16 protein-coding genes are annotated in these 18,397 nt (G+C 47.4%); 7 read left to right on the top strand and 9 right to left on the bottom strand.

Translation table 11 applies throughout. The features are described from left to right. Nucleotides 1–13: 13 nt before the first annotated feature. Together H6760_04915 and H6760_04910 are read right to left on the bottom strand one after the other, a co-directional pair. On the bottom strand, nucleotides 14–877 hold the full coding sequence (locus H6760_04915; GenBank protein USN53468.1) for a CPBP family intramembrane metalloprotease: 864 nt from the start codon (nucleotides 875–877) through the stop codon (nucleotides 14–16). A 2-nt stretch (nucleotides 878–879) separates the two neighbouring features. After that, entirely contained in the window at nucleotides 880–1,899 is a 1,020-nt protein-coding gene (locus tag H6760_04910) for a hypothetical protein (GenBank protein USN53467.1), read from the bottom strand. A gap of 83 nt (nucleotides 1,900–1,982) precedes the next feature. Between H6760_04910 and H6760_04905 the strand changes: the two genes are divergently transcribed. After that, nucleotides 1,983–2,138, top strand: a complete 156-nt coding sequence (locus tag H6760_04905) for a hypothetical protein (protein ID USN53466.1) — start codon at nucleotides 1,983–1,985, stop codon at nucleotides 2,136–2,138. A gap of 31 nt (nucleotides 2,139–2,169) precedes the next feature. Here H6760_04905 and H6760_04900 read toward each other — a convergent pair whose 3' ends face one another. From H6760_04900 to H6760_04890, 3 genes are read right to left on the bottom strand one after another with little or no spacing between them, the layout of a single operon-like run. Beyond that, nucleotides 2,170–3,663, bottom strand: coding sequence for a VCBS repeat-containing protein (locus tag H6760_04900; protein USN53465.1), 1,494 nt, complete (start codon nucleotides 3,661–3,663; stop codon nucleotides 2,170–2,172). 1 nt (nucleotide 3,664) lies between these two features. Then, entirely contained in the window at nucleotides 3,665–5,491 is a 1,827-nt protein-coding gene (locus H6760_04895) for a hypothetical protein (GenBank protein USN53464.1), read from the bottom strand. Between the two features lie 47 nt (nucleotides 5,492–5,538). Then, nucleotides 5,539–7,665, bottom strand: coding sequence for a lamin tail domain-containing protein (locus H6760_04890; protein ID USN53463.1), 2,127 nt, complete (start codon nucleotides 7,663–7,665; stop codon nucleotides 5,539–5,541). Between the two features lie 252 nt (nucleotides 7,666–7,917). Here H6760_04890 and H6760_04885 point away from each other — a divergent pair, with 252 nt between their 5' ends. After that, complete coding sequence (locus H6760_04885) at nucleotides 7,918–8,415, top strand: YdcF family protein (protein ID USN53462.1); 498 nt, start codon at nucleotides 7,918–7,920, stop codon at nucleotides 8,413–8,415. Between the two features lie 105 nt (nucleotides 8,416–8,520). On the opposite strand, the gene H6760_04880 is transcribed toward H6760_04885, so the two are convergent. Then, nucleotides 8,521–9,147, bottom strand: coding sequence for a hypothetical protein (locus H6760_04880; GenBank protein ID USN53461.1), 627 nt, complete (start codon nucleotides 9,145–9,147; stop codon nucleotides 8,521–8,523). A gap of 12 nt (nucleotides 9,148–9,159) precedes the next feature. Beyond that, nucleotides 9,160–9,423, bottom strand: a complete 264-nt coding sequence (locus tag H6760_04875; GenBank protein USN53460.1) for a hypothetical protein — start codon at nucleotides 9,421–9,423, stop codon at nucleotides 9,160–9,162. Nucleotides 9,424–9,904: 481 nt separating this feature from the next. On the opposite strand from H6760_04875, the gene H6760_04870 reads away from it, so the two are divergent. Together H6760_04870 and tsaD are read left to right on the top strand one after the other, a co-directional pair. Next, entirely contained in the window at nucleotides 9,905–10,474 is a 570-nt protein-coding gene (locus H6760_04870; protein USN53459.1) for a hypothetical protein, read from the top strand. Further along, on the top strand, nucleotides 10,471–11,520 hold the full coding sequence (tsaD, locus tag H6760_04865; protein USN53458.1) for a tRNA (adenosine(37)-N6)-threonylcarbamoyltransferase complex transferase subunit TsaD: 1,050 nt from the start codon (nucleotides 10,471–10,473) through the stop codon (nucleotides 11,518–11,520). The genes H6760_04870 and tsaD overlap by 4 nt, the downstream gene beginning before the upstream one ends. A 38-nt stretch (nucleotides 11,521–11,558) precedes the next feature. On the opposite strand, the gene H6760_04860 is transcribed toward tsaD, so the two are convergent. After that, nucleotides 11,559–11,735 carry a hypothetical protein gene (locus H6760_04860; GenBank protein USN53457.1) on the bottom strand — a complete coding sequence of 59 codons (177 nt, stop codon included), beginning with the start codon at nucleotides 11,733–11,735 and terminating at the stop codon, nucleotides 11,559–11,561. A gap of 1,256 nt (nucleotides 11,736–12,991) precedes the next feature. Between H6760_04860 and H6760_04855 the strand changes: the two genes are divergently transcribed. The 3 genes from H6760_04855 (at nucleotide 12,992) to H6760_04845 (ending at nucleotide 16,601) form a co-directional block, all read left to right on the top strand. Then, nucleotides 12,992–15,532: a valine--tRNA ligase gene (locus H6760_04855; GenBank protein ID USN53456.1), complete on the top strand. Its 2,541-nt coding sequence runs from the start codon at nucleotides 12,992–12,994 to the stop codon at nucleotides 15,530–15,532. Between the two features lie 11 nt (nucleotides 15,533–15,543). Continuing rightward, nucleotides 15,544–16,275, top strand: coding sequence for a protein kinase family protein (locus tag H6760_04850; GenBank protein ID USN53455.1), 732 nt, complete (start codon nucleotides 15,544–15,546; stop codon nucleotides 16,273–16,275). 77 nt (nucleotides 16,276–16,352) lie between these two features. Continuing rightward, nucleotides 16,353–16,601 carry a hypothetical protein gene (locus H6760_04845; protein ID USN53454.1) on the top strand — a complete coding sequence of 83 codons (249 nt, stop codon included), beginning with the start codon at nucleotides 16,353–16,355 and terminating at the stop codon, nucleotides 16,599–16,601. A 31-nt stretch (nucleotides 16,602–16,632) separates the two neighbouring features. Here the strand turns inward: H6760_04845 and H6760_04840 are convergent, their stop codons facing one another. Next, on the bottom strand, nucleotides 16,633–18,342 hold the full coding sequence (locus tag H6760_04840; protein ID USN53453.1) for a type II/IV secretion system protein: 1,710 nt from the start codon (nucleotides 18,340–18,342) through the stop codon (nucleotides 16,633–16,635). Nucleotides 18,343–18,397: the final 55 nt, after the last annotated feature.

Genomic DNA, 18,397 nt, shown 5'->3' with positions numbered 1-18,397 from the left:
TTTGCAGAGTACCTTAGTTCAGCAGAAAGGTGTAGAGCAGAGGGAGGAGAAATCCAAAGAGTGTAAGAAATACAAGTGTTTTTGGCTGGAGATCGCTTGAGGAAAAAGATAAACTTTCACGTAATGCTTTCCAGGCTGGCTTAAGGGTCCAGAGAAAGGCTAATCCCCAAAGACTCCAAAGCAGGAATTCTCCTACGCCATCGCCCCGGGCGTGCAAACTAATCTGAATAGTGATAATGAGATTAAAGCAAAAATGAAAAAAGAATGTGACAAGTATATTTTTCGTACGGAGATAAAGCACAGCCAGAAGGAAAGCAATAAACGCTACACTCACCACTGAGCTGACGCCATAGGCCACGGGAGTAAAATAGTGCGCCAAGGCAAAGCTGCTTGCCATAACAATCGCAATACTCAAGTTGCTCAAGTGCTCCATGAGCATCCTTTGCATGAAGCGTTGCAATAATTCCTCTTTCAACACTGAAAAAACTAAGGTTACGACAAAGGCGCCAACACCTGCCCAGCTCAGCAGGCCAGCTCCATTGGCATACCATGCATCAAAATCAGATACGATTAATCGACCAAGGAGCGCAATGGGAAAACTCAATGCAATAAACAACCCTATACTTGATACTGTATTTTTAGGAAGTGCCTCGAATCCTAACCAAACAAAAGATTTTCCGCGTAGAGCAAGTCCCACCATTACCAAAACCAGTGTAGCAAGACAGAGAAAGAGCATTTGTATATTAAACCAAGCCAGGAAGATGGGAATATGTACGAGGCTGGAGTTTACCCAGCGATACGTTGCCCCTAGGCCATGAAAAAAAATATACTGCAGTGCTAGGAGAAAAAATACATCGAGTAAAAATATCTTTTTCATATTCATTCCACTCGATCACTGGTTAATCCTAATAAACTGCGAAGGGTAGCAAACACGGCATACTGATTGTCATCGCCGTAACGCCACGCACCGTCCGTGCTTTGCGATCGCAAGAGACCTTCGCGTAAGCCACTCACATACGAGTCAGTGGAAAAGTGACTTAGGGTTAACATTTCAAGACTGTTTGCCATTGTCACCGCATCAAGTTGTGTGCTCGCGCTCGCAATAAGTGCGGCAGCTGTCTCTTGTAAAACGGGAATTTGTTCGGCTGATTGGGTAATTCCCGGCTCTTGTATCATAAGCAATACATGATAGACTGCGGCTATTTTTTCAGCGACCGGTTTTTGCGATTGGAGAAAACCGCGAACCTCAATAGTTTTTGTTTCAACCATGTTGGCAAACTGCTCCGGATAGGTTTCGGTTACAGCAAGCAAACGAATGCACCATGTTTCATCAGCAATATTCCGCCACTGATCACTAGTAAAATGATCAGCTGCAAACCACTCGCCTGATGGTGAGAGATATTCCAATGCGTGCTCTGCCATTGCTTTATCTTTAGTGAGATAGCCGAGAAGACAATAGGTATCCAAGGCTACACTCTCGCTACTTGCCGCTTCACTTCGTAAGGTGCCTTCGATCGGTGCAGTGCGCCATGTAGGCAAGAGGATTTCAAAAACTGCCTCTTGTTCCTCAAGCACGTCTTGGATGCTCTGCTTTTCTTTTGCACTTAATCGATCACGAAGCATGGCAACGGCGAAGTATGCATCAAGCAGACGATAACTAAGCTGACAATTAGGTAAAGGACACGAGAGATTCTCGTCTGGGTAGAGATACTGCAAATACGCATCATCAAAAGTATAAGGATGATGGCTTTGTGCTAAAAAATCCAAGCCTCGTGAAATAGCTTCCTTGGTCTGTTTATCCTCCGCTCCAACCGATTGGACAGGATCACCCACGTACCACGCTAAAGCAACAATCCCGAAGGTGAGAATAAGGGCTCCTAAGAAGTATTTTGCGCGCATAAGTATATTGTAGCACGCTCTTGTGCGGGATTTTACATACCAAATAAGCCGTACTATACTAGCGGCGCTCCTGGGAGGGAAACATGAAAATTCTGAAATTGTTGACCTGTGCCGTTTTTGGCCTTTGTGGCCTCTTGCTCACTGGTGTGGGCATGCTCATTGGTCTCACCTTTGGCACGCTTTTCTTCCTGGTTCCTTATCTCCTCCTGCAAAGGCGCGCCCACCGAGCCGGTCTGTAGCTATACAGACTGGCTTTTCTTTGCAACTAGATTACAACTTCACTCCAATCTTCCATTCAGGCGGATAGGCATAAAACTGGCTAACGAGGTCGCCGGTATTGGTAAGCGCTCGCACATGAGCAGGATAGCCTGGCATAGTACCGACGATAACCTCATCAACCCCATCACCATCCACATCAGTCGAGGAGAGTGTTAGTCCGCCACGATAATTTGGATCATAGGCATTAAACTGACCAACGACTGATCCATCTAAATCCAGTATACGGACATGCGGTCGATAGCCTGGCCCTGTGCCAGTAATTATTTCATCCTTCCCGTCCCCATTTGTGTCACCGGTGGCGATCGGGACCCCACCACGATATCCTAAATCATAGGCAAAAAATTGTCCGACTAAATTACCAGTACCAGAAAAAATACGGACATGCGGCGTATAACCCTCAGTAGTAGAAACAACAATCTCGTCTTTCCCATCTCCGTTTACATCTCCACTCTCTAGATTTAATTCCAGTCTCCACTGGGAAGGGAAAACATAAAATTGATTTTGTAATTGTCCGGTGTAAGAAAAAATTCGCACATGGGCAGGCGAGCGAGTATTCGGTAAAACAATAATCTCATCCTTTCCGTCGCCATCGAGATCACCGGTACTCACACTCACTCCTATGCGCCACTGCGCTGGGTAGGCAAAAAATTGCGAAAGGAGGCTTCCATCCTGGCGAAAGATTCGGATATGCGCGGCTGATTTTCCAATGGTTCCTACGACGATATCTTTTTTGCCATCACCATCAACATCACCAAAAGAAAAGTTTACCCCGTTACGGAAATTTTCTGCGTAGGCATAAAACTGACTCATGAGACCGCCGTTGCTATCTAGCACCCGTAGGTGTGGCGGATATCCAGTATGTGTACCCACAATAATCGGCTCAGGTGATGGACCCCCCGCTCCGCACGCTCGGCTTTCCTCTGGTCTACCCTCATCTGAAGCACAGCTATTTGTATCACTACAAGTCCTCACCTGCTGACCGTCCACACAAGCTGACCACTCATCGCAGGACCACGAAACATAGCAGGCTGTCGTTATACTTGGTACATTCGAAATCTCTCCGTAGTTACCCACCTCATCATACGCCCTCACTGCAAAATAGTAGGTTTTGGCGGACAGGAGGCCGGTCACTCGAAACGATTCAGATGCCCCAGCAACTTTTGGTTGCAGTGTGTTGGCTACCTGAGTGGCTGAACTCCAGCTTGCGGATGTAATGGGAGTCTGAGCATAGCGAATATCATAGCCGCTCGCTTGTCCGGTATATCCATCATCACCTGGCGCCGTCCATATTAATTTTGCTGAATTGCTATTATCGTATTGACTCGTCGCTTCTTGCTGTTGGAAAATGGGAAAAATATCTGATTGAAAAGAAATAAGCCCCATACTCAAACCGGTTAAAGAAATGAGTATAAAAGAGGCTAGAGTGCTACTGATAGACACTTGCAACCATGTCTTTGTCGCAACGATTTGTTCGGTTTGGGGCATATTACTCGACGCGTAAGTTAGTTATTCTGCCCGGTACATAGGAGTCGCAGGATCTGCTCTGACTCGGTCGTCCACTCTCAGTGCCACAGCTATTACTATCATGGCAAGTTCGCGTTTGATTGCCATTGCTGCACGATGCCCAAGCGTCACATTGCCAATCAGGTGTACATTCTTCTCCTCCTGAATCTACAACTGGTAATTCGTCAGCGCCAATGTCGTATCTAAGCCCTTGTGGTCGAGTGTCGCCTTCGTAGTCAATACTTGAGCTAGCTAATGAAGATCCGGCATCAAAGGCTACACTACTTTCATTTGGAATATGAATATCCCAGAGCGGTGTTTCACCTGGCCACTTACCACCCTGAATAACGTTAGTATGGTTTGTATCGATCAACTGAACGTTATTTAAGGTCATACAGTTGTCTCCACAATTTGCCTGATATGCAGCGATCGAGGAATAGGTCTCAAGATTTCCTGGTGCAACGCAATGCTGAATCTCAAAATTCGAAATATTATCACAGAAAAAAATCGAGTTTTCTATTGTGACTGTGCTTTCATAGCTACACTCGTTAACGCCATATCCTCCGGTAATAATCTTACAGTCATTAAATAGCATATTCCGAAAAGTAAGATTGCTATTTGGATAATGTGCAGCAACAATTAGGTCTTGAAAAAGAATACTCGACTGCACGGTCCCATTCTCAAAAACTGCATTAGTAACATCACCCGAGATATATCCATAGCCATCTTGGCAATTCCAAGATTTTAGATTTTGTATGGTCAATCCATCATTGTGTTGAGGTTGAAAACAATGATTTGGTGAGCCATGAATCTCGCCGCTTTGAATAGTGATGTTGCTTCCATTCACTCCAATATTATTCCAATTATGAAATACGTGAATATCTTTTAAGGTGTTATTTGTACCTCGGATAAACAAACCGTAACCACTTGCGCCACTGTAAAAGCTCCCACTAGGAGCATTCCGAGTTATTTCGTGGCTCGCGGTTATCCCTTCAGCGTAGTTATCACTTCCTCGTATTTCAAAGCCACTTGTTTTTTTAATATTATAAAATGTATTGTGCGTGCCGTTTACGACAAAGTTATACTCTCCGTTGTAGTGAAATTGGAAACCGTCAAACACAAGATAGGAAATTGATGCCCCAATTCCTAATTGCCATTTATCGTAGGTATACACAAAATCTGTTGATGCAGTGCTTGGAACACGGCTGCCATAAGCATGCGCATAAATAGTCTCACCACTAATCATCCAGGACCCCTCGTTTTCATCGACAAGGGTCAAATCATCCGTCTCAGTGAGTCCTAAAGGACCATCCGCATCTTTCATGGTAAAGTATGAATCATTGTCCGGATCGTCTACCAGGATGTCGGGGAAATAGGTTTGGAACAAACGATGGTCAGGATCGCTTATGGGTAAAGCTATTTCATACACATTGGTGTACCCGGGAGTTTTGGTAAAATTTTCATCTACCAAGTCTTCAAAAACACCAAGGACAACGTTCTCGCCTTGAGCGATGTAGCGAATAGGATTACCCTCAGTCCCTGAAACAGTAAAGCTGAGGGGATCACCATAGCGCCCGTCAGCTATATATACCGTATCTCCTGGAGCCACTACTCCCTGTGTGGGCACTAAACTACAGAAAGGAACAGAAGGTGAGCCAGGTCCCGCATCTGAACAACTTACATTGTTTTGATCAACATAGTACGCCGTATCAGCTAAGCTCTTTTGCGCTACAACAACAAAAAGAAAAACGCCTAGTAGTGTCAGAAGCTGCCATGACAATGATCGCTTGTCTATTTTTTTCTTTTGCATTTTTGTAAGGGAAGTATAGCATATTTTTTCCTTTACGGCAAGTATTTTTAGACATGGGAAGTGGTATCGACGCGATGTTTCCAGTACCACCACGCTCCCAGACTTAACATGACACCGATGATTACCATAACTAACCAGGTGGGAAATACTTTTCGATCATCATTCACGATGGCTGTCGAGTCAGTAAGTGGAGTTTGAGCTTCTAAGCTTGTTGCTTCGCCTAAAACCTCTCCGGCAATTTGAATATCTTCAATAGTCCTTGGCCAAATTTGTGGCCCAGCGCTTGTCCATCCAAGTATGCCGAGAATCTGCACGGGCTCATCAACGCTGAAACTACTGAGATCAAGCTCAGTGCCTTTCTTGGCGACGACGGCCAATTCACCCTGCTCATCACGCAAGGTGAGTTTTGTCTTGGCTGATTTTGTTATCTGTCCCTGGACGCTCACGAGATGACCAATGAGTGCCTCATTAAGATCATCGCTTTGCAATTCCTCAGGAGCTACAACGCTCACACCAATTACTTCAATTTCATCTTTGCGCTGGTTTATGCGTAAGCCCTCTCCAGCACTCGACACCGTACCAATCACGCGCACGAGATTGCCAAGCTCTAGCTCTGGGAATAGTTTATTTGTTGATGAAACCTCGGCTGCCCCACTCTCATCCTGCAGCCAAAATGACGAAACGGAGAACATGCCTGGCGCGGCGGTCACCACACCTTCAACTTGCACAAGGGTTTTTGGATCAAGTCCGGCAATTTCAGCCACCTTAATATTTTTTGGAAGGCTTGTATTAGTCTCGTTTGTCTTTTCTAAAATTATTGCGTTGCTATCTCCTTCTACTTCCGTGTTTGAAGAAGAAATATCTTGCTCAATCTCATTTTCACTCCCGGGGGTGGGCAGGCTTGTCCATTCCCAATGTGTCGTATCATTCACTCGAGCAAAGCTCATTGCTTCTTCGGCCACGCCGTACTCTAACCCGCTCACTATTTCATTGAAGGGGTTTACTAGTCGAACTACACCGCCGCTATTGCGCAGCAAGACTTTACTCGTCGAATATGATATGGAGAGAAAGGCTCCAGGTGCAATTACTTGATCATCAAAGTGATATGAGCTTTTATCATTGGTTACTTTCCAGCCGCTCAGCGAAACCGCTTTGTCATCCGCATTATAGAGCTCGATAAACTCTGCTTCTTGATCTCGCCCACTTGGATTAGGGAAGACTTCATTGAGCAGCACATTACCCCGCATATATTCAGGATCGCTAGACTCCTCTTCCCCTGGATTATCCTCTTGAGTCTCTGGTGTTGGTAAGACTGATTCTAAGCTTACACTCACCAGCACCTCATCACTCGATGTAAGCATCCCATCGGAAACAATCAGAACTACGTGGTATTCCCCTTCATGTTGATACACGTGCGTAGGAGTTATCCCACTCGCAACTCCGCCGTCGTCAAAATCCCATGAGTAACTAAGTGTGTCATGGTCAGCATCTTCAGAAAGTGAAGCGTCAAATGTCGCTGTTTCACCGACCTGGATAGAGAAATCTTCTCCAGCATTTGCCGCTGGCGCAGTATTACTATTCTCTGCCCCTGGCGTACCATACTCTGGGGAAGCGGCATCAAAATTCACTTGAGCGCTTGAGGTCTTCCAATCCTCCGGCCTAGTTCCATCACTTGGCTCACGTACTCGCTCCATTGATTTCCATATTTCACCTGATGTGTACTCACCTGCCAAGGGCTTGCCCACTCCGTCATCCGCACTGTCAATAAGTTCATCTTGGGAAGTATAAAGCCCAATCTGCAAGGCCGAGTTTACTAATGCGACGTCGGTCTCAACCAAATCAGGTGCTATGGCTAAATGTGAATTTGTCGCATCATCAGCATAGTTCGCAATGAGGTAATATGCCCGTGGGGCAATGAATTGATTTTCTGGAATAGTTAACATGAGCGCGTTGTCTTCACCGCTCTTCTTGGTCATTTTCCATCCAGAAATATCTATCTGTTGATCGCTAGTATTACGCAGCTCTATCCATTCGTCAGCCGAGGAAGCGGATGAACCCATCCACATAAGCTCATTTATCACAACAGTTGGGATTTCAATTGCCTGTGTCACAGGAAAGAAGGGAACGCTTTGCGTAAAGACAAAGAGCAATACTATACATGCGCGTAAAAACATAGGTGACTCCCGTTTGAGAGCCACCAAAATCTGTCTACGTGCACTATATCTAAAAACGTCTTTCTCCGTCAAGTGAAGGACAACTTGACTCTAGCTGGCGCTGTGCTACTTTATCGACCAAACAGGACGTTCTTTCACAGATCGCAACCATGGGGGTGATATACGAACAGGCTTAAAAAACGGATCCGGCGGATGGTTCACCGACTGGAAATACCAGACGAACGAATCAACCCGGAACAACCCGTCGATGCAGTGATCTGTCTCGGCTGTGGCCTCTCGCCAGATGGCACGCAAGCCAGTCGCCAAAGTGCATCAATCGCTCGCAAGGGTCTCAATCTCTACCAAGCTGAACTAGCTCGGTGCATTGTCCTGAGCGGTGGCAACGGCAACGATGGTCACATGACTGAAGCCATCGCGATGAAGCGTTTGATCGAGGCGCGAGCACGCAATGTATACATGATACTGGAGAACGGCTCAATCGGCACTATCAATAACGCGATCGAGGTCCTGCGCATCACGCGTCAGCACCCCGAATGGCGTAGCGTGGCGCTAGTCACTCACCCTTGGCACGCCCGGCGAGCTCGAGCGATTTTCCGCTATGTGTGGCATGGCTCCGGCATCGAGATCATAGTCATAAAGGCCCGCTCGTCTTATGGAGGTAACTGCCAGAAACGCTTCCGGCATTTCCTTTCCTTCCTAGTGTGGGATCTGCTTGGTTGGTCGGCCTTCTTGGTTCGACGATTTAGCTAGCTACAAAGCGCTGGTGCATTGCATCAGCGCTTTTTCCTTTTGATAAAAGAAAACCCCGCCTCTCGTTTCTCCGACAGTATCGGATTACGAGAGACGGGGTCGGAGTCAGAACTTGAAGGCCAGTTCGATGTGGCCACTCACCCGATGGTACACACCATAGGACGCGTCAGCCGACCCGGTCGACATTCGCACCTCGCTCATCAACGTGAAGTGACTATTCTGACTATAGTTCACTTGCACGCCAAATCGGTGATCCCAGGGTAGGGAATGATCAGATCGCAGAATTGGTTGGTAGACCGGACCAGCCGAAATACTCGGCGACCAGTCATGCATCCAATTCACTACCACCAGATGATGGAAGCGTGTGCTTCCTCGGTGTCGAGTTGCCGCCTTGATGGTGAGGTGCTCTTTACCAAAGTGCGGTAACACCTTGGCTTCAGCCCCGCCATAGAGACGCGCGCCCAGGGTGTCCTGGTATTGCAGGCCCACAATCGGACCAGCCATAACCCGACACCACGATGTGGGGTCAGCGCTCAAGAGCGCTTTGCCCTCGTTGACGTTGCCGTTGAGATAAGCAAAGGCTGCCCACTCAACCTGACCAGAACGCTGTGCGTACTCGATGCCGCCACCCTTGGCCACCGCAGTCTCACCGGCCGTGAAGGTCAGTGAACGCGCAAAGGCGGTATTTGCACAGAGACAACACAGGATCAAAAACAGAGTCCAGAAACGCACGGTGCCCCCTCTCTATCCTTGCGTGCATTCGTCTGCACACAATCTGCAACTCGCATTGATTCCTGCATGCCGAAGCATCAAGCTCAATGCTCGTTGTTCCATCCGACAAAAACGTTCCCGCATCTCCACTGAAGGAAAGTTGAAACTCACCCGAATCATTCCTTCAGCTTCAATCTGGGTATCTGCTCCCGCGCCTCGGTAGCCATCGACCACATCAGCGATGTGATCTTCAAAAAAGTCCTTCGTGCGATCATGCTCATCTGTGGAGCAAGTCACATGAATATGCGCCTCGTGCACTTCGTCTCCTCTCACGTCGAAACCTAAGGGGAACGACCTTCTTCCGAGCTGTCTCGCTGAGCTATCACGTAGTTCGTGTAGCTGCGCGAACCCTCAGAGAAGGAGAGTTTGAGAATCTTGCCCTGATTAACGAGATCCCGAATCGCTTCTTCGATCAAAGCTGTTGGATGCTTGTGCCTTTCTCGTACCATCGACACCAGCTCAGGCCTTGTCGTTCGCACGGTCCTTTTCGACAACATCCCAAGCACGTCTCGCCGTACCTTATTGCGACGCCGCCGCAACCGCACAGGACCGAAGTAGAGAAAGACGCATCCAAGGAGTATCACCCAGACGAGATTCCAGACCGAAAACATGTGATAGCCCTCCCTTTCCTGACTATTCAAGTGTAATGAACGACAGGCTACTGTAGCAAAAAACATGAAAATGTCAATGCGCGTGCTACAATATCAGCATGCAAAGTATGACCACACTTTTTGGCATTATCGGCTCGCTACTGCTCATATCTGGAGACCTTTTATATGTCCGCGGCGTTCTACGCAAAGAGCTCAAACCACATGCCTTTTCCTGGTTAGTCTGGGGTACGCTCAACATTATCGCCTTTGCTGCTCAGATTGCGAAAGATGCCGGGCCAGGCGCCTGGGTCACTGGGATTAACTCCATATCTTGCCTGCTTATATTTATTGGCGCGCTGAAATGGGGAGATCGCCGCTTCTTACGCTTTGATTGGATTGCCTTGAGTGCCGCAGCTTTTTCTTTACTCCTTTGGATACTCACAAAAGAGCCTCTAGCATCCATCGTACTTATTGTCTTGGTTGATTTTTTTGGCTCACTTCCTACTTTTCGAAAAGGTTACCATTATCCGCATGAGGAAAAGGTGCTATCCTACGCTTTTGCCGCAATTGCCCACGTCTTTGCACTTCTGGCTCTGGACACTATAGTACCAAGTACCTGGCTCTACCCGGCTGCAATTGTCTTGCTTGATGGTTCACTCAGCGTCTTACTCCTCATTCGACGGAAACAACTCACATGATCATCCTCGGCATTGAATCATCTTGTGACGAAACCTCAATCGCCATTCTCGAGAGAAAGGCTGATCATTTTCTTGTCCGTAGTCACTTTGTTGCCTCACAGGTAAAGACTCATGCAAAATTTGGTGGCGTAGTGCCTGAAGTAGCTGCGCGCATGCACCTTGAAGTTATTATTCCCGGCCTTGATGCTGCCCTGCATGAGGCTAAAATAACACTTGAAGATATTGATGTCATTGCAGTGACAGCCGGCCCAGGACTCATGTCAGCCCTAATGGTTGGAGTTGAAGTAGGGCGGACGTTGGCTTGGACTTTAAAAAAACCTTTAGTAGGAGTGAACCATCTGGCCGGCCACCTCTATGCAAATTGGTTACCAGATGCGGAGGGAAATACGCCAAGTATACTTAAGGCACCTTTCCCAGCCTTGGGACTACTCGTGTCAGGAGGTCACACTGAACTTGTACTCATGCGTGGTTATGGGAAATTCCAACTGCTTGGTGAGACGCGCGACGACGCCGCCGGCGAAGCCTTTGATAAAGTGGCCAAGTTAATGGGTTTAGGTTATCCGGGTGGACCAGTCTTAAGTACGCTGGCTAGCACAGGGAATCCAAAAGCCTACAGCTGGCCGCGACCAATGCTGAAAAGCGCTAACCTTGAATTCTCTTTTGCTGGATTAAAAACTGCCGTGCGCTATCATTTAGAAAAGCATCATCCAAAGAAAAAAGACTTGCCTGATATTGCCGCCTCTTTTGAACAGGCGGTAGTTGATGTGTTGATTGGAAAAACGCTGCGGGCCCTGCAAGAACATAAGGTCAACACTTTGCTGCTGGCCGGCGGCGTGGCCGCCAATGGGCGGCTCCGCGCTGAACTTAGCGCGGCTGTCGCGCGTCGATTTCCAGCCGTCACTTTTTTGAAACCTAATCTCCCTTACTGCACTGATAACGCAGCAATGATTGCCGCAGCGGGGTATTTCCAGGCGAAGCAAAAAAAATATACAGATTGGAAGTTACTCAAGGCTGACCCAAACTGGAGTCTATCAAAAACAACCTAAGCAAAACCTCCCTAGTTGCCTAGAGAGGTGGATGTCAGTCAATGCTGTCGAGAGACCGGACCACGATCATCATATGGATCGAGATCCGGTGTTTTCACGAAGGCGAGAAGCAGGGCGCCGAGCAACGCAGCAAACATGACTGCGAGCGCACCGAGGAAACCCAGCACGGTTGAGACAAAGTCCCCTAGGGCAGAATTCGATTCCTCCTTCGACATACTCCCTCCCTGGATTCTGCGGCAAAGAAACGACGGCCACACACAGTATGGCCGTCAGAAACCCACAACGCCTCCTAGGACCTCTCGATTAGGACCACCTCCTTCCCGGAGGCGTTGAGCCGATCAACATCGGCAGTCGGAGATACGACAACGCTCACGGGAGACCTGATCTTCATGAGATCCTCCTTCTGTATGTGAAGGTGCTCTGTTGATGCCTCGCAAGAGAGGCGCTAGATCTAGTATACGACAAGCAGCCTCGGACAACAACCGAGCAAGGAAGTGTCACAGCTCGTCGCAGGCAATCACTCTACAGGCAGACCCCAGACGACATTCACCGTGTTCACGACGAGACGTTGCTATGATTTCGTGCTGGCTGCGGCCTCTGATTCTACACACTTCTCCACAGGAAAAAGTAACTGTCCAGGAAACAAGCTCGTGTCGACTTTTTCCAACTGGTGTATACCAAATCGCGATAAGTCCAAGTCCTACCACGTTCGTTTGCATGAGCAAGTGCCCACGCCGCTTCTGTGACATCGAAGCTCCTTACTCCTAGGTAGTCACTCCCTCACCCATGCAAACGTTGCAAGTCTTCTTGCCAGTGTAATTGCAGTAGTAGCATCCACTACTCCTGCCATTACAGAGATGACAGTCGCGCTTTCCCTTCCCATTACACGGTCGACAGACCGGCTTGGAAATGGATCGACCGCGGCGAGGAGGCAACACGTAGGCCCTGCCATGACGACAGGCATCACGTATCTTCCGCTTCTCTTCCTGATGCTGATCCGGTGGCAACCCCAAACGGCCAAGGGCTACGTACAGATTCCGTCGACGATTCCGCACATTCCGTGGATTGCAGCTCATCGCTTTTTCCTCCATTGTCAAACAGCCATTGCAAAATCTATTCTGACCCTAGCGTAGATAATAAAACTTGGTCAAGCGTTCTTGACTGACTTATGAAAAAAGCCTACTATCGAAGCAGTTATTTCTCATTTCACGAAAAGCACTTAACCCAAGATTGTCTGGCTATGTATTAGACATTGTGTCCCTTGGGGAAGCTGCTAACTGAATCCTGTACCCTAGGTGGTACTGAGGTAAGTTGGCCGGATCGCATCCGTCAGCATGCGTCAATGAAGAGTTCTTCGGAAGCCCTCCTTCGCACGAGGCTACGGAGGGCGAGTAAGGTGGTACCGTCCCGATGCAACATCGTGGACCCTTACAAACAGTAAGGCGTTTTTATTTATCCAAGAAAATCTCCAATGAAAGAGCTCTCCAAAACCTACAATCCAAAAGAAGAAGAAAAAGGTATTTACGAAGCGTGGGAAAAGTCCGGCGCCTTTAATCCAGATAAATTAAAAGTACCAGAGAGTGCCCCTACTTTTTCGATTGCCTTACCGCCACCAAACACCACAGCAAATCTTCATATGGGTCACGCTGTGATGATTGCTCTTCAAGACACCCTCGTACGCTATCATCGGATGAAGGGTGAACGAACGCTCTGGTTACCCGGCACAGATCATGCTGCAATTGCAACTCAAAATGTTGTGGAGAAGAAACTTAAGGCTGAAAAAAAAACTAAGGACGATTTGGGTCGAGAAAAATTTCTCAAGCTGGTAGAAAAATTTGTAAAAGAATCGCAAGGTCAAATTACCGAACAGATGAAACGACTCGGTGCTTCTTGTGATTGGAGCCGTGAACGCTTCACACTTGATGAGGGTCTAAGCAAGGCCGTCCAAACCATGTTTATACAAATGTATGAAGACGGTCTCATTTACCGTGGTCAACGGGTAGTAAATTGGTGCACTCGCTGTCAATCCACTTTAGCTGATGACGAGGTCGAGTATAAGGAAGAAAAAGCACCCTTCTACTATTTCAAATACGGTCCGGTGATTATTGGTACCGCCCGTCCAGAAACGAAATTCGGCGATAAGGTAATTATTGTTCATCCGGATGATACGCGCTACCGAGATATGATCGATAAAGAATTCGCACTGGAGTGGATCAATGGCCCAATCACTGCTCGAGTGATTGCGGACGAATCAGCTGATCCGAAACTTGGCAGTGGTGCAATGACGATCACACCGGGTCATAGCCTACTTGATTTTGAGTTGGCTAAAAAATATCAACTGCCGGTCGAAAAAATTATCAATGAACAAGGCAAGCTCACCGAAGCTGCTGGCACCTATGCTGGCATCGATGTACAAGAAGCGAGAAAGAAGGTGGTAGAGATTCTTCAAGAAAAAGGACTGGTTGATCACATTGACGAAAACTACAACCACAACCTGGCAACCTGTTATCGCTGCGGCACTGCGCTAGAGCCTCTCCCGTCTGAACAATGGTTTATTAGTGTTGATACCCCAACAAAGAAATTGAATGGAAAAAGCCTGAAGCAGCGAGCTTTAGAGGTAGCTACTCAAGATGAAATAGCTTTCGTGCCATCTCGCTTTAAAAAGATTTACCAGCACTGGATGGAAAATCTGCATGATTGGAATATCTCGCGACAAATTTGGTACGGTCATCGTTTGCCAGTTTGGGAACGTCCATCAGAAAAAAATCCTGAGCAAAAGGAAATCCATGTTGGCGAAAAAGCCCCTAAGGGAAAGGAGTGGCAACAATCATCAGATACGCTTGATACCTGGTTCTCATCTGGCTTATGGACCTTCTCTACTTTGGGTTGGCCAAAGCAGACTGAGGATCTCAAACGCTTCCATCCAACCAGCGTCATGGAAACAGGTTATGACATACTCTTCTTCTGGGTAGCCCGCATGATTCTCATGTCTACCTATGCCCTACAAGAGGTTCCATTTCAAACAGTCTATCTCCACGGCCTGGTGCGTGATGAACATGGACGAAAAATGTCAAAGTCTCTCGGTAATGGTATTGACCCGCTTGAGATGGCTGATAAGTATGGCGCTGACGCCACACGACTCTCCCTCATTATTGGGACAACGCCGGGAAATGACACTCGTTTATCAGAGCAAAAAATTGCTGCGTATCGCAACTTTGTAAACAAGCTCTGGAATATTAGCCGCTTTGCGCTTTTGCAGGGCGTGGAAGAAAAAGAAACTACTTTGGCAGCCCATAGTCTGGCTGACCAATGGATTCTCTCCCGACTTCAGACTTGCATTAAAACAAGTACTGAACATCTCAACGCTTATCGTTTTAGCGCGGCTGCTGAGGAAGTATATACTTTCGCCTGGCATGAATTTGCTGACTGGTATTTAGAAGTTGCCAAAACGGAAAATAACCCGGCGGTCATCCGACACGTGCTCGAGCACATCTTGAAGATGCTCCATCCCTACCTCCCCTTTTTCACTGAACGCATTTGGCGCGAACTCTATCCCAAGGGCTCAATGCTCATTGTTAGCGCCTGGCCGCAGCCGCAAAAAACCTTTATTGACCTGGAGGCAGAAAAAGAATTCCAACGCTTCCAACAAACCGTACAATCACTGCGCGCATTTAAGGCCCATAGCGGAATTAGCACTGAAGAACACGCGCACTTACTCAGTAAGACGGGATATGCGACTGAGCTCTTAGAAAAACTCACCAAGATTTCATTTGGCCCGGCAGCTAAGGATGCGAGCAAGCTTCAGCTCGGGGCCTTGGAATTAAGCTTCCCTCGCCCGCGAGTCGCCGCCTTTGCCGAATGGTTAGAAAAAGAAGGAGAGCGTTTAACGCAGCTCATTGCCAAAAAAGAGGCGATGCTCAATAATCCACGTATCCCGGAGGAATTACGCGCTTCCACGCAGGAGGATATTAGCAACCTGAAGGAACAACTAAGTAGTTTGAGCAGCAGTTAATACCTCAATACATGAGCATTGAACGCGCCCAATTTACCACTGAATATTTCCGAGGTCGAAACGCTGAGGCTAAGGAATTTGAAATAGATGAGACAGCTCGAGAGCTACTGGAGCATTTTCAAGAACAATATGAGAGACGAGAACAGCTCGGAATTGGAAAATCAGGAGAAGTCTGGGTTGGTCAAGATCCTTTCTACTCTGATAAAACGTGCACAAAAACAATCCATGACCCTCACGCAACAGTAAACACCCTCCGCCGAGAATTTGAAATTCATCAAGAAGCAGAACGGGCGGGAATACGGGTTCCTCCTCTCTTAGCATATATTGAAAGTCGAGAAGGCAATGGCGATTTTCACGCCTTACTTGCTATGAAGGCAATCGAGGGTCGCACACTTGAACAATGGTTTCGTGATATGAAAAGGGAAGGACGTCGTTTTGAGAAAAGCGAAATTAAGGAAATGAGGGACCAGCTCAAGCAAATGATTTTACAGCTGCACGAAGCAAATATTTATCATCGTGATTTACACTTCGGAAATGTGATGATTGATAATGAGGGAAATTTTTATATTATCGATTTCGGTGATGCAAAAGTCACTCTCAGCTCGGAGTCAGATCAAGAAATTTATCAAGCAGAGATGTTTAAGGATGGTCAAATGGTCACCATCTCAAACCTTCGCCGTGACGAATATATATTAAATGAAATTACTGAACGAGCCTACTCGGATGAGTTAATTGCCGCGTAGTCTTGACCAAATAAAACAACCATGGTATATTCCACGACCCTCATCAGAGAACAACCAAATGTGGGAGGAAATCAGCTATGATACAACTCTCTGACGGGCTACTCGAGCGTGCTCAAAGGGCTGCAAGCAGCGATCCGATCGCCTCAAGCGATCACTTCGATGTGTATGCACTGCCCCCGGGCGAGCTCCTCAACAACTACGTTCTTCTTCTTTGGAAGAGTGATACTGAGAGGTTAAGCCTTTCTGGAATCACGCTTCCGGTAGAGGTGGAAGGACGTCAAGGCGTGCTAGTTGATCATTCAGTGATCACCGCACTCAACACATAGCAGCTCTAGTCAATTGACGGAGCTGCTTTCCTTATTCCGCGACGCGGAAGACTTCGTCTACTGAAGTAATGCCGTCGAGTGCTTTTAGTAAACCGTCCTGCACCATGGTAATCATGCCGTGCTTTACCGCATTAGCCTCAATATCATATTCAGACGTGTTTCCGGCCAGTACTAGCTTTTCCAACTCTTGGTTCATGGTCATCACTTCGTAGATACCAACACGACCCTGATAGCCAATGCCGCCGCAGACTTCACAGCCGCCGCCGATGTAGAAGGTAAGCGGTTTTGACATGTCTGGTCGGAACTTTGAATCCTCGGGAATTTTTTCTAAATACTCTTTAATCCGCTGGCTTGTCTCACCATCCAACTCAGCTGGCTTTTTACATTCCTGACACAAGCGCCGTACCAGACGCTGACCAATAACTGCATTCAGGGCGGGAGCGAGTAAGAATGGCTTCACGCCAAGCGATAAGAAACGCGGCACTGCACCGGCCGCATTATTGGTATGCAGCGTGCTTATCACTAAGTGACCAGTCAGTGTCGCTTGTATAGCAATCTCGGCAGTTTCCAAATCACGAATTTCACCGACCATAACAATGTCTGGGTCTTGTCGGAGGGCGTGCTTTAATCCGCGCACAAAATTGTACCCTTCCTCGGGATTCACTTGGCTCTGATTAATGCCTTCCAGCTTATATTCAATCGGATCCTCCAGGGTAAGGATTTTTGTTTCTGGTCGATTTAACTGCTTTAAGAAAGCATAGAGCGTCGTGGTTTTACCGGACCCGGTTGGACCAGTGGTAATTATCATGCCATTTGGTCGACTAATTTCTCGCTTCAACTGCTCGAAGGCTTGTCCACGCAATCCCAGGTCGTCTAAGGTAAGTCCAGCCTCTGAAGCGAGAAGTAAACGAAGGGCCACGCTCTCGCCATAGGCAGTAGGTACGGTGGAAACACGGATATCAACTTCATCGTCGCTGAGTCGTAAAGTAATGCGACCATCCTGTGGCTTGTCTTCAATGTTTAGCTTCAGGCCGGCCAAAATCTTGATACGGCTAATAAGTTTTTTCCATGACTCTTTTGGTAAGGTAGCAACGGTATGTAGGATGCCATCAATACGGAAGCGAATCTTCACGTCATTTTCCTCAGCCTCAATATGAATATCTGTTGCTCGGGATTGTGTTGCACTAGCGAGTAATAAACTCAACACATCAGTAACTGGAATGCGATTGAGTTGATCCTCCAGGTCTTTGAGTAGGGTTGGTTCTTTGCGGAAGCGATTCAAATCTTTTTCTGTTACTTGCACGCCACTCACTTGGGGTTTAATTTGCGGCAAAGTATCATACTGCGTTAAGGCTGCCTGAATACTTTTTGGCGAAACAAGGTAGAGACCGATCGCCAGGTTTTGTTCCTCACTTAATTTTTGCAGCAACTCATCCAAACCCTCTTGATTCGGATCAAGTACGGCTACACGCATTTCTTCGCGACTACGGTTGAAGCAAATCATTTTCCTTTGCAGCGCAGTTTCGCGGGGTATGGCCTTGAGGCTGTCTTGGTCAATCGGCACTCCTACTAAGGTGGTATATCCCAAACCTCGCCGAATGGCCTCATCGCGCACCTGACGCTCTAATTCTCGCTGCTTCATTTGCTCCATTTTTCTATCAAAACGCTGCTCGACTTCTTTTGGAGCAATCGGGATGGAGTGAGATGAACTAGTGTTGGAAGATGAGGATGTAGCTACCATAATACAGCCTCTCAAGTATACACGCTTCAGGAGGAGAACGGAACCTGGGGGCTAC

It is taken from the genome of Candidatus Nomurabacteria bacterium (genome assembly GCA_023898465.1).
Classification (GTDB): Bacteria; Patescibacteriota; Patescibacteriia; order HK-STAS-PATE-3; family HK-STAS-PATE-3; genus HK-STAS-PATE-3.
Note: the sequence above shows the minus strand (reverse complement) of the source record. Positions and strands in the feature narration are given on the sequence as shown.

Bases quoted from the DNA above. Each gene is read 5' to 3' on its own strand.
- tsaD (USN53458.1), top strand. From the start codon at position 10,471: ATGATCATCCTCGGCATTGAATCATCTTGTGACGAAACCTCAATCGCC.
- H6760_04855 (USN53456.1), top strand. From the start codon at position 12,992: ATGAAAGAGCTCTCCAAAACCTACAATCCAAAAGAAGAAGAAAAAGGT.
- H6760_04910 (USN53467.1), bottom strand. From the start codon at position 1,899: ATGCGCGCAAAATACTTCTTAGGAGCCCTTATTCTCACCTTCGGGATT.
- H6760_04890 (USN53463.1), bottom strand. From the start codon at position 7,665: ATGTTTTTACGCGCATGTATAGTATTGCTCTTTGTCTTTACGCAAAGC.
- H6760_04845 (USN53454.1), top strand. From the start codon at position 16,353: ATGATACAACTCTCTGACGGGCTACTCGAGCGTGCTCAAAGGGCTGCA.
- H6760_04900 (USN53465.1), bottom strand. From the start codon at position 3,663: ATGCCCCAAACCGAACAAATCGTTGCGACAAAGACATGGTTGCAAGTG.
- H6760_04915 (USN53468.1), bottom strand. From the start codon at position 877: ATGAAAAAGATATTTTTACTCGATGTATTTTTTCTCCTAGCACTGCAG.
- H6760_04850 (USN53455.1), top strand. From the start codon at position 15,544: ATGAGCATTGAACGCGCCCAATTTACCACTGAATATTTCCGAGGTCGA.
- H6760_04860 (USN53457.1), bottom strand. From the start codon at position 11,735: ATGTCGAAGGAGGAATCGAATTCTGCCCTAGGGGACTTTGTCTCAACC.
- H6760_04905 (USN53466.1), top strand. From the start codon at position 1,983: ATGAAAATTCTGAAATTGTTGACCTGTGCCGTTTTTGGCCTTTGTGGC.
- H6760_04840 (USN53453.1), bottom strand. From the start codon at position 18,342: ATGGTAGCTACATCCTCATCTTCCAACACTAGTTCATCTCACTCCATC.
- H6760_04870 (USN53459.1), top strand. From the start codon at position 9,905: ATGACCACACTTTTTGGCATTATCGGCTCGCTACTGCTCATATCTGGA.
- H6760_04895 (USN53464.1), bottom strand. From the start codon at position 5,491: ATGCAAAAGAAAAAAATAGACAAGCGATCATTGTCATGGCAGCTTCTG.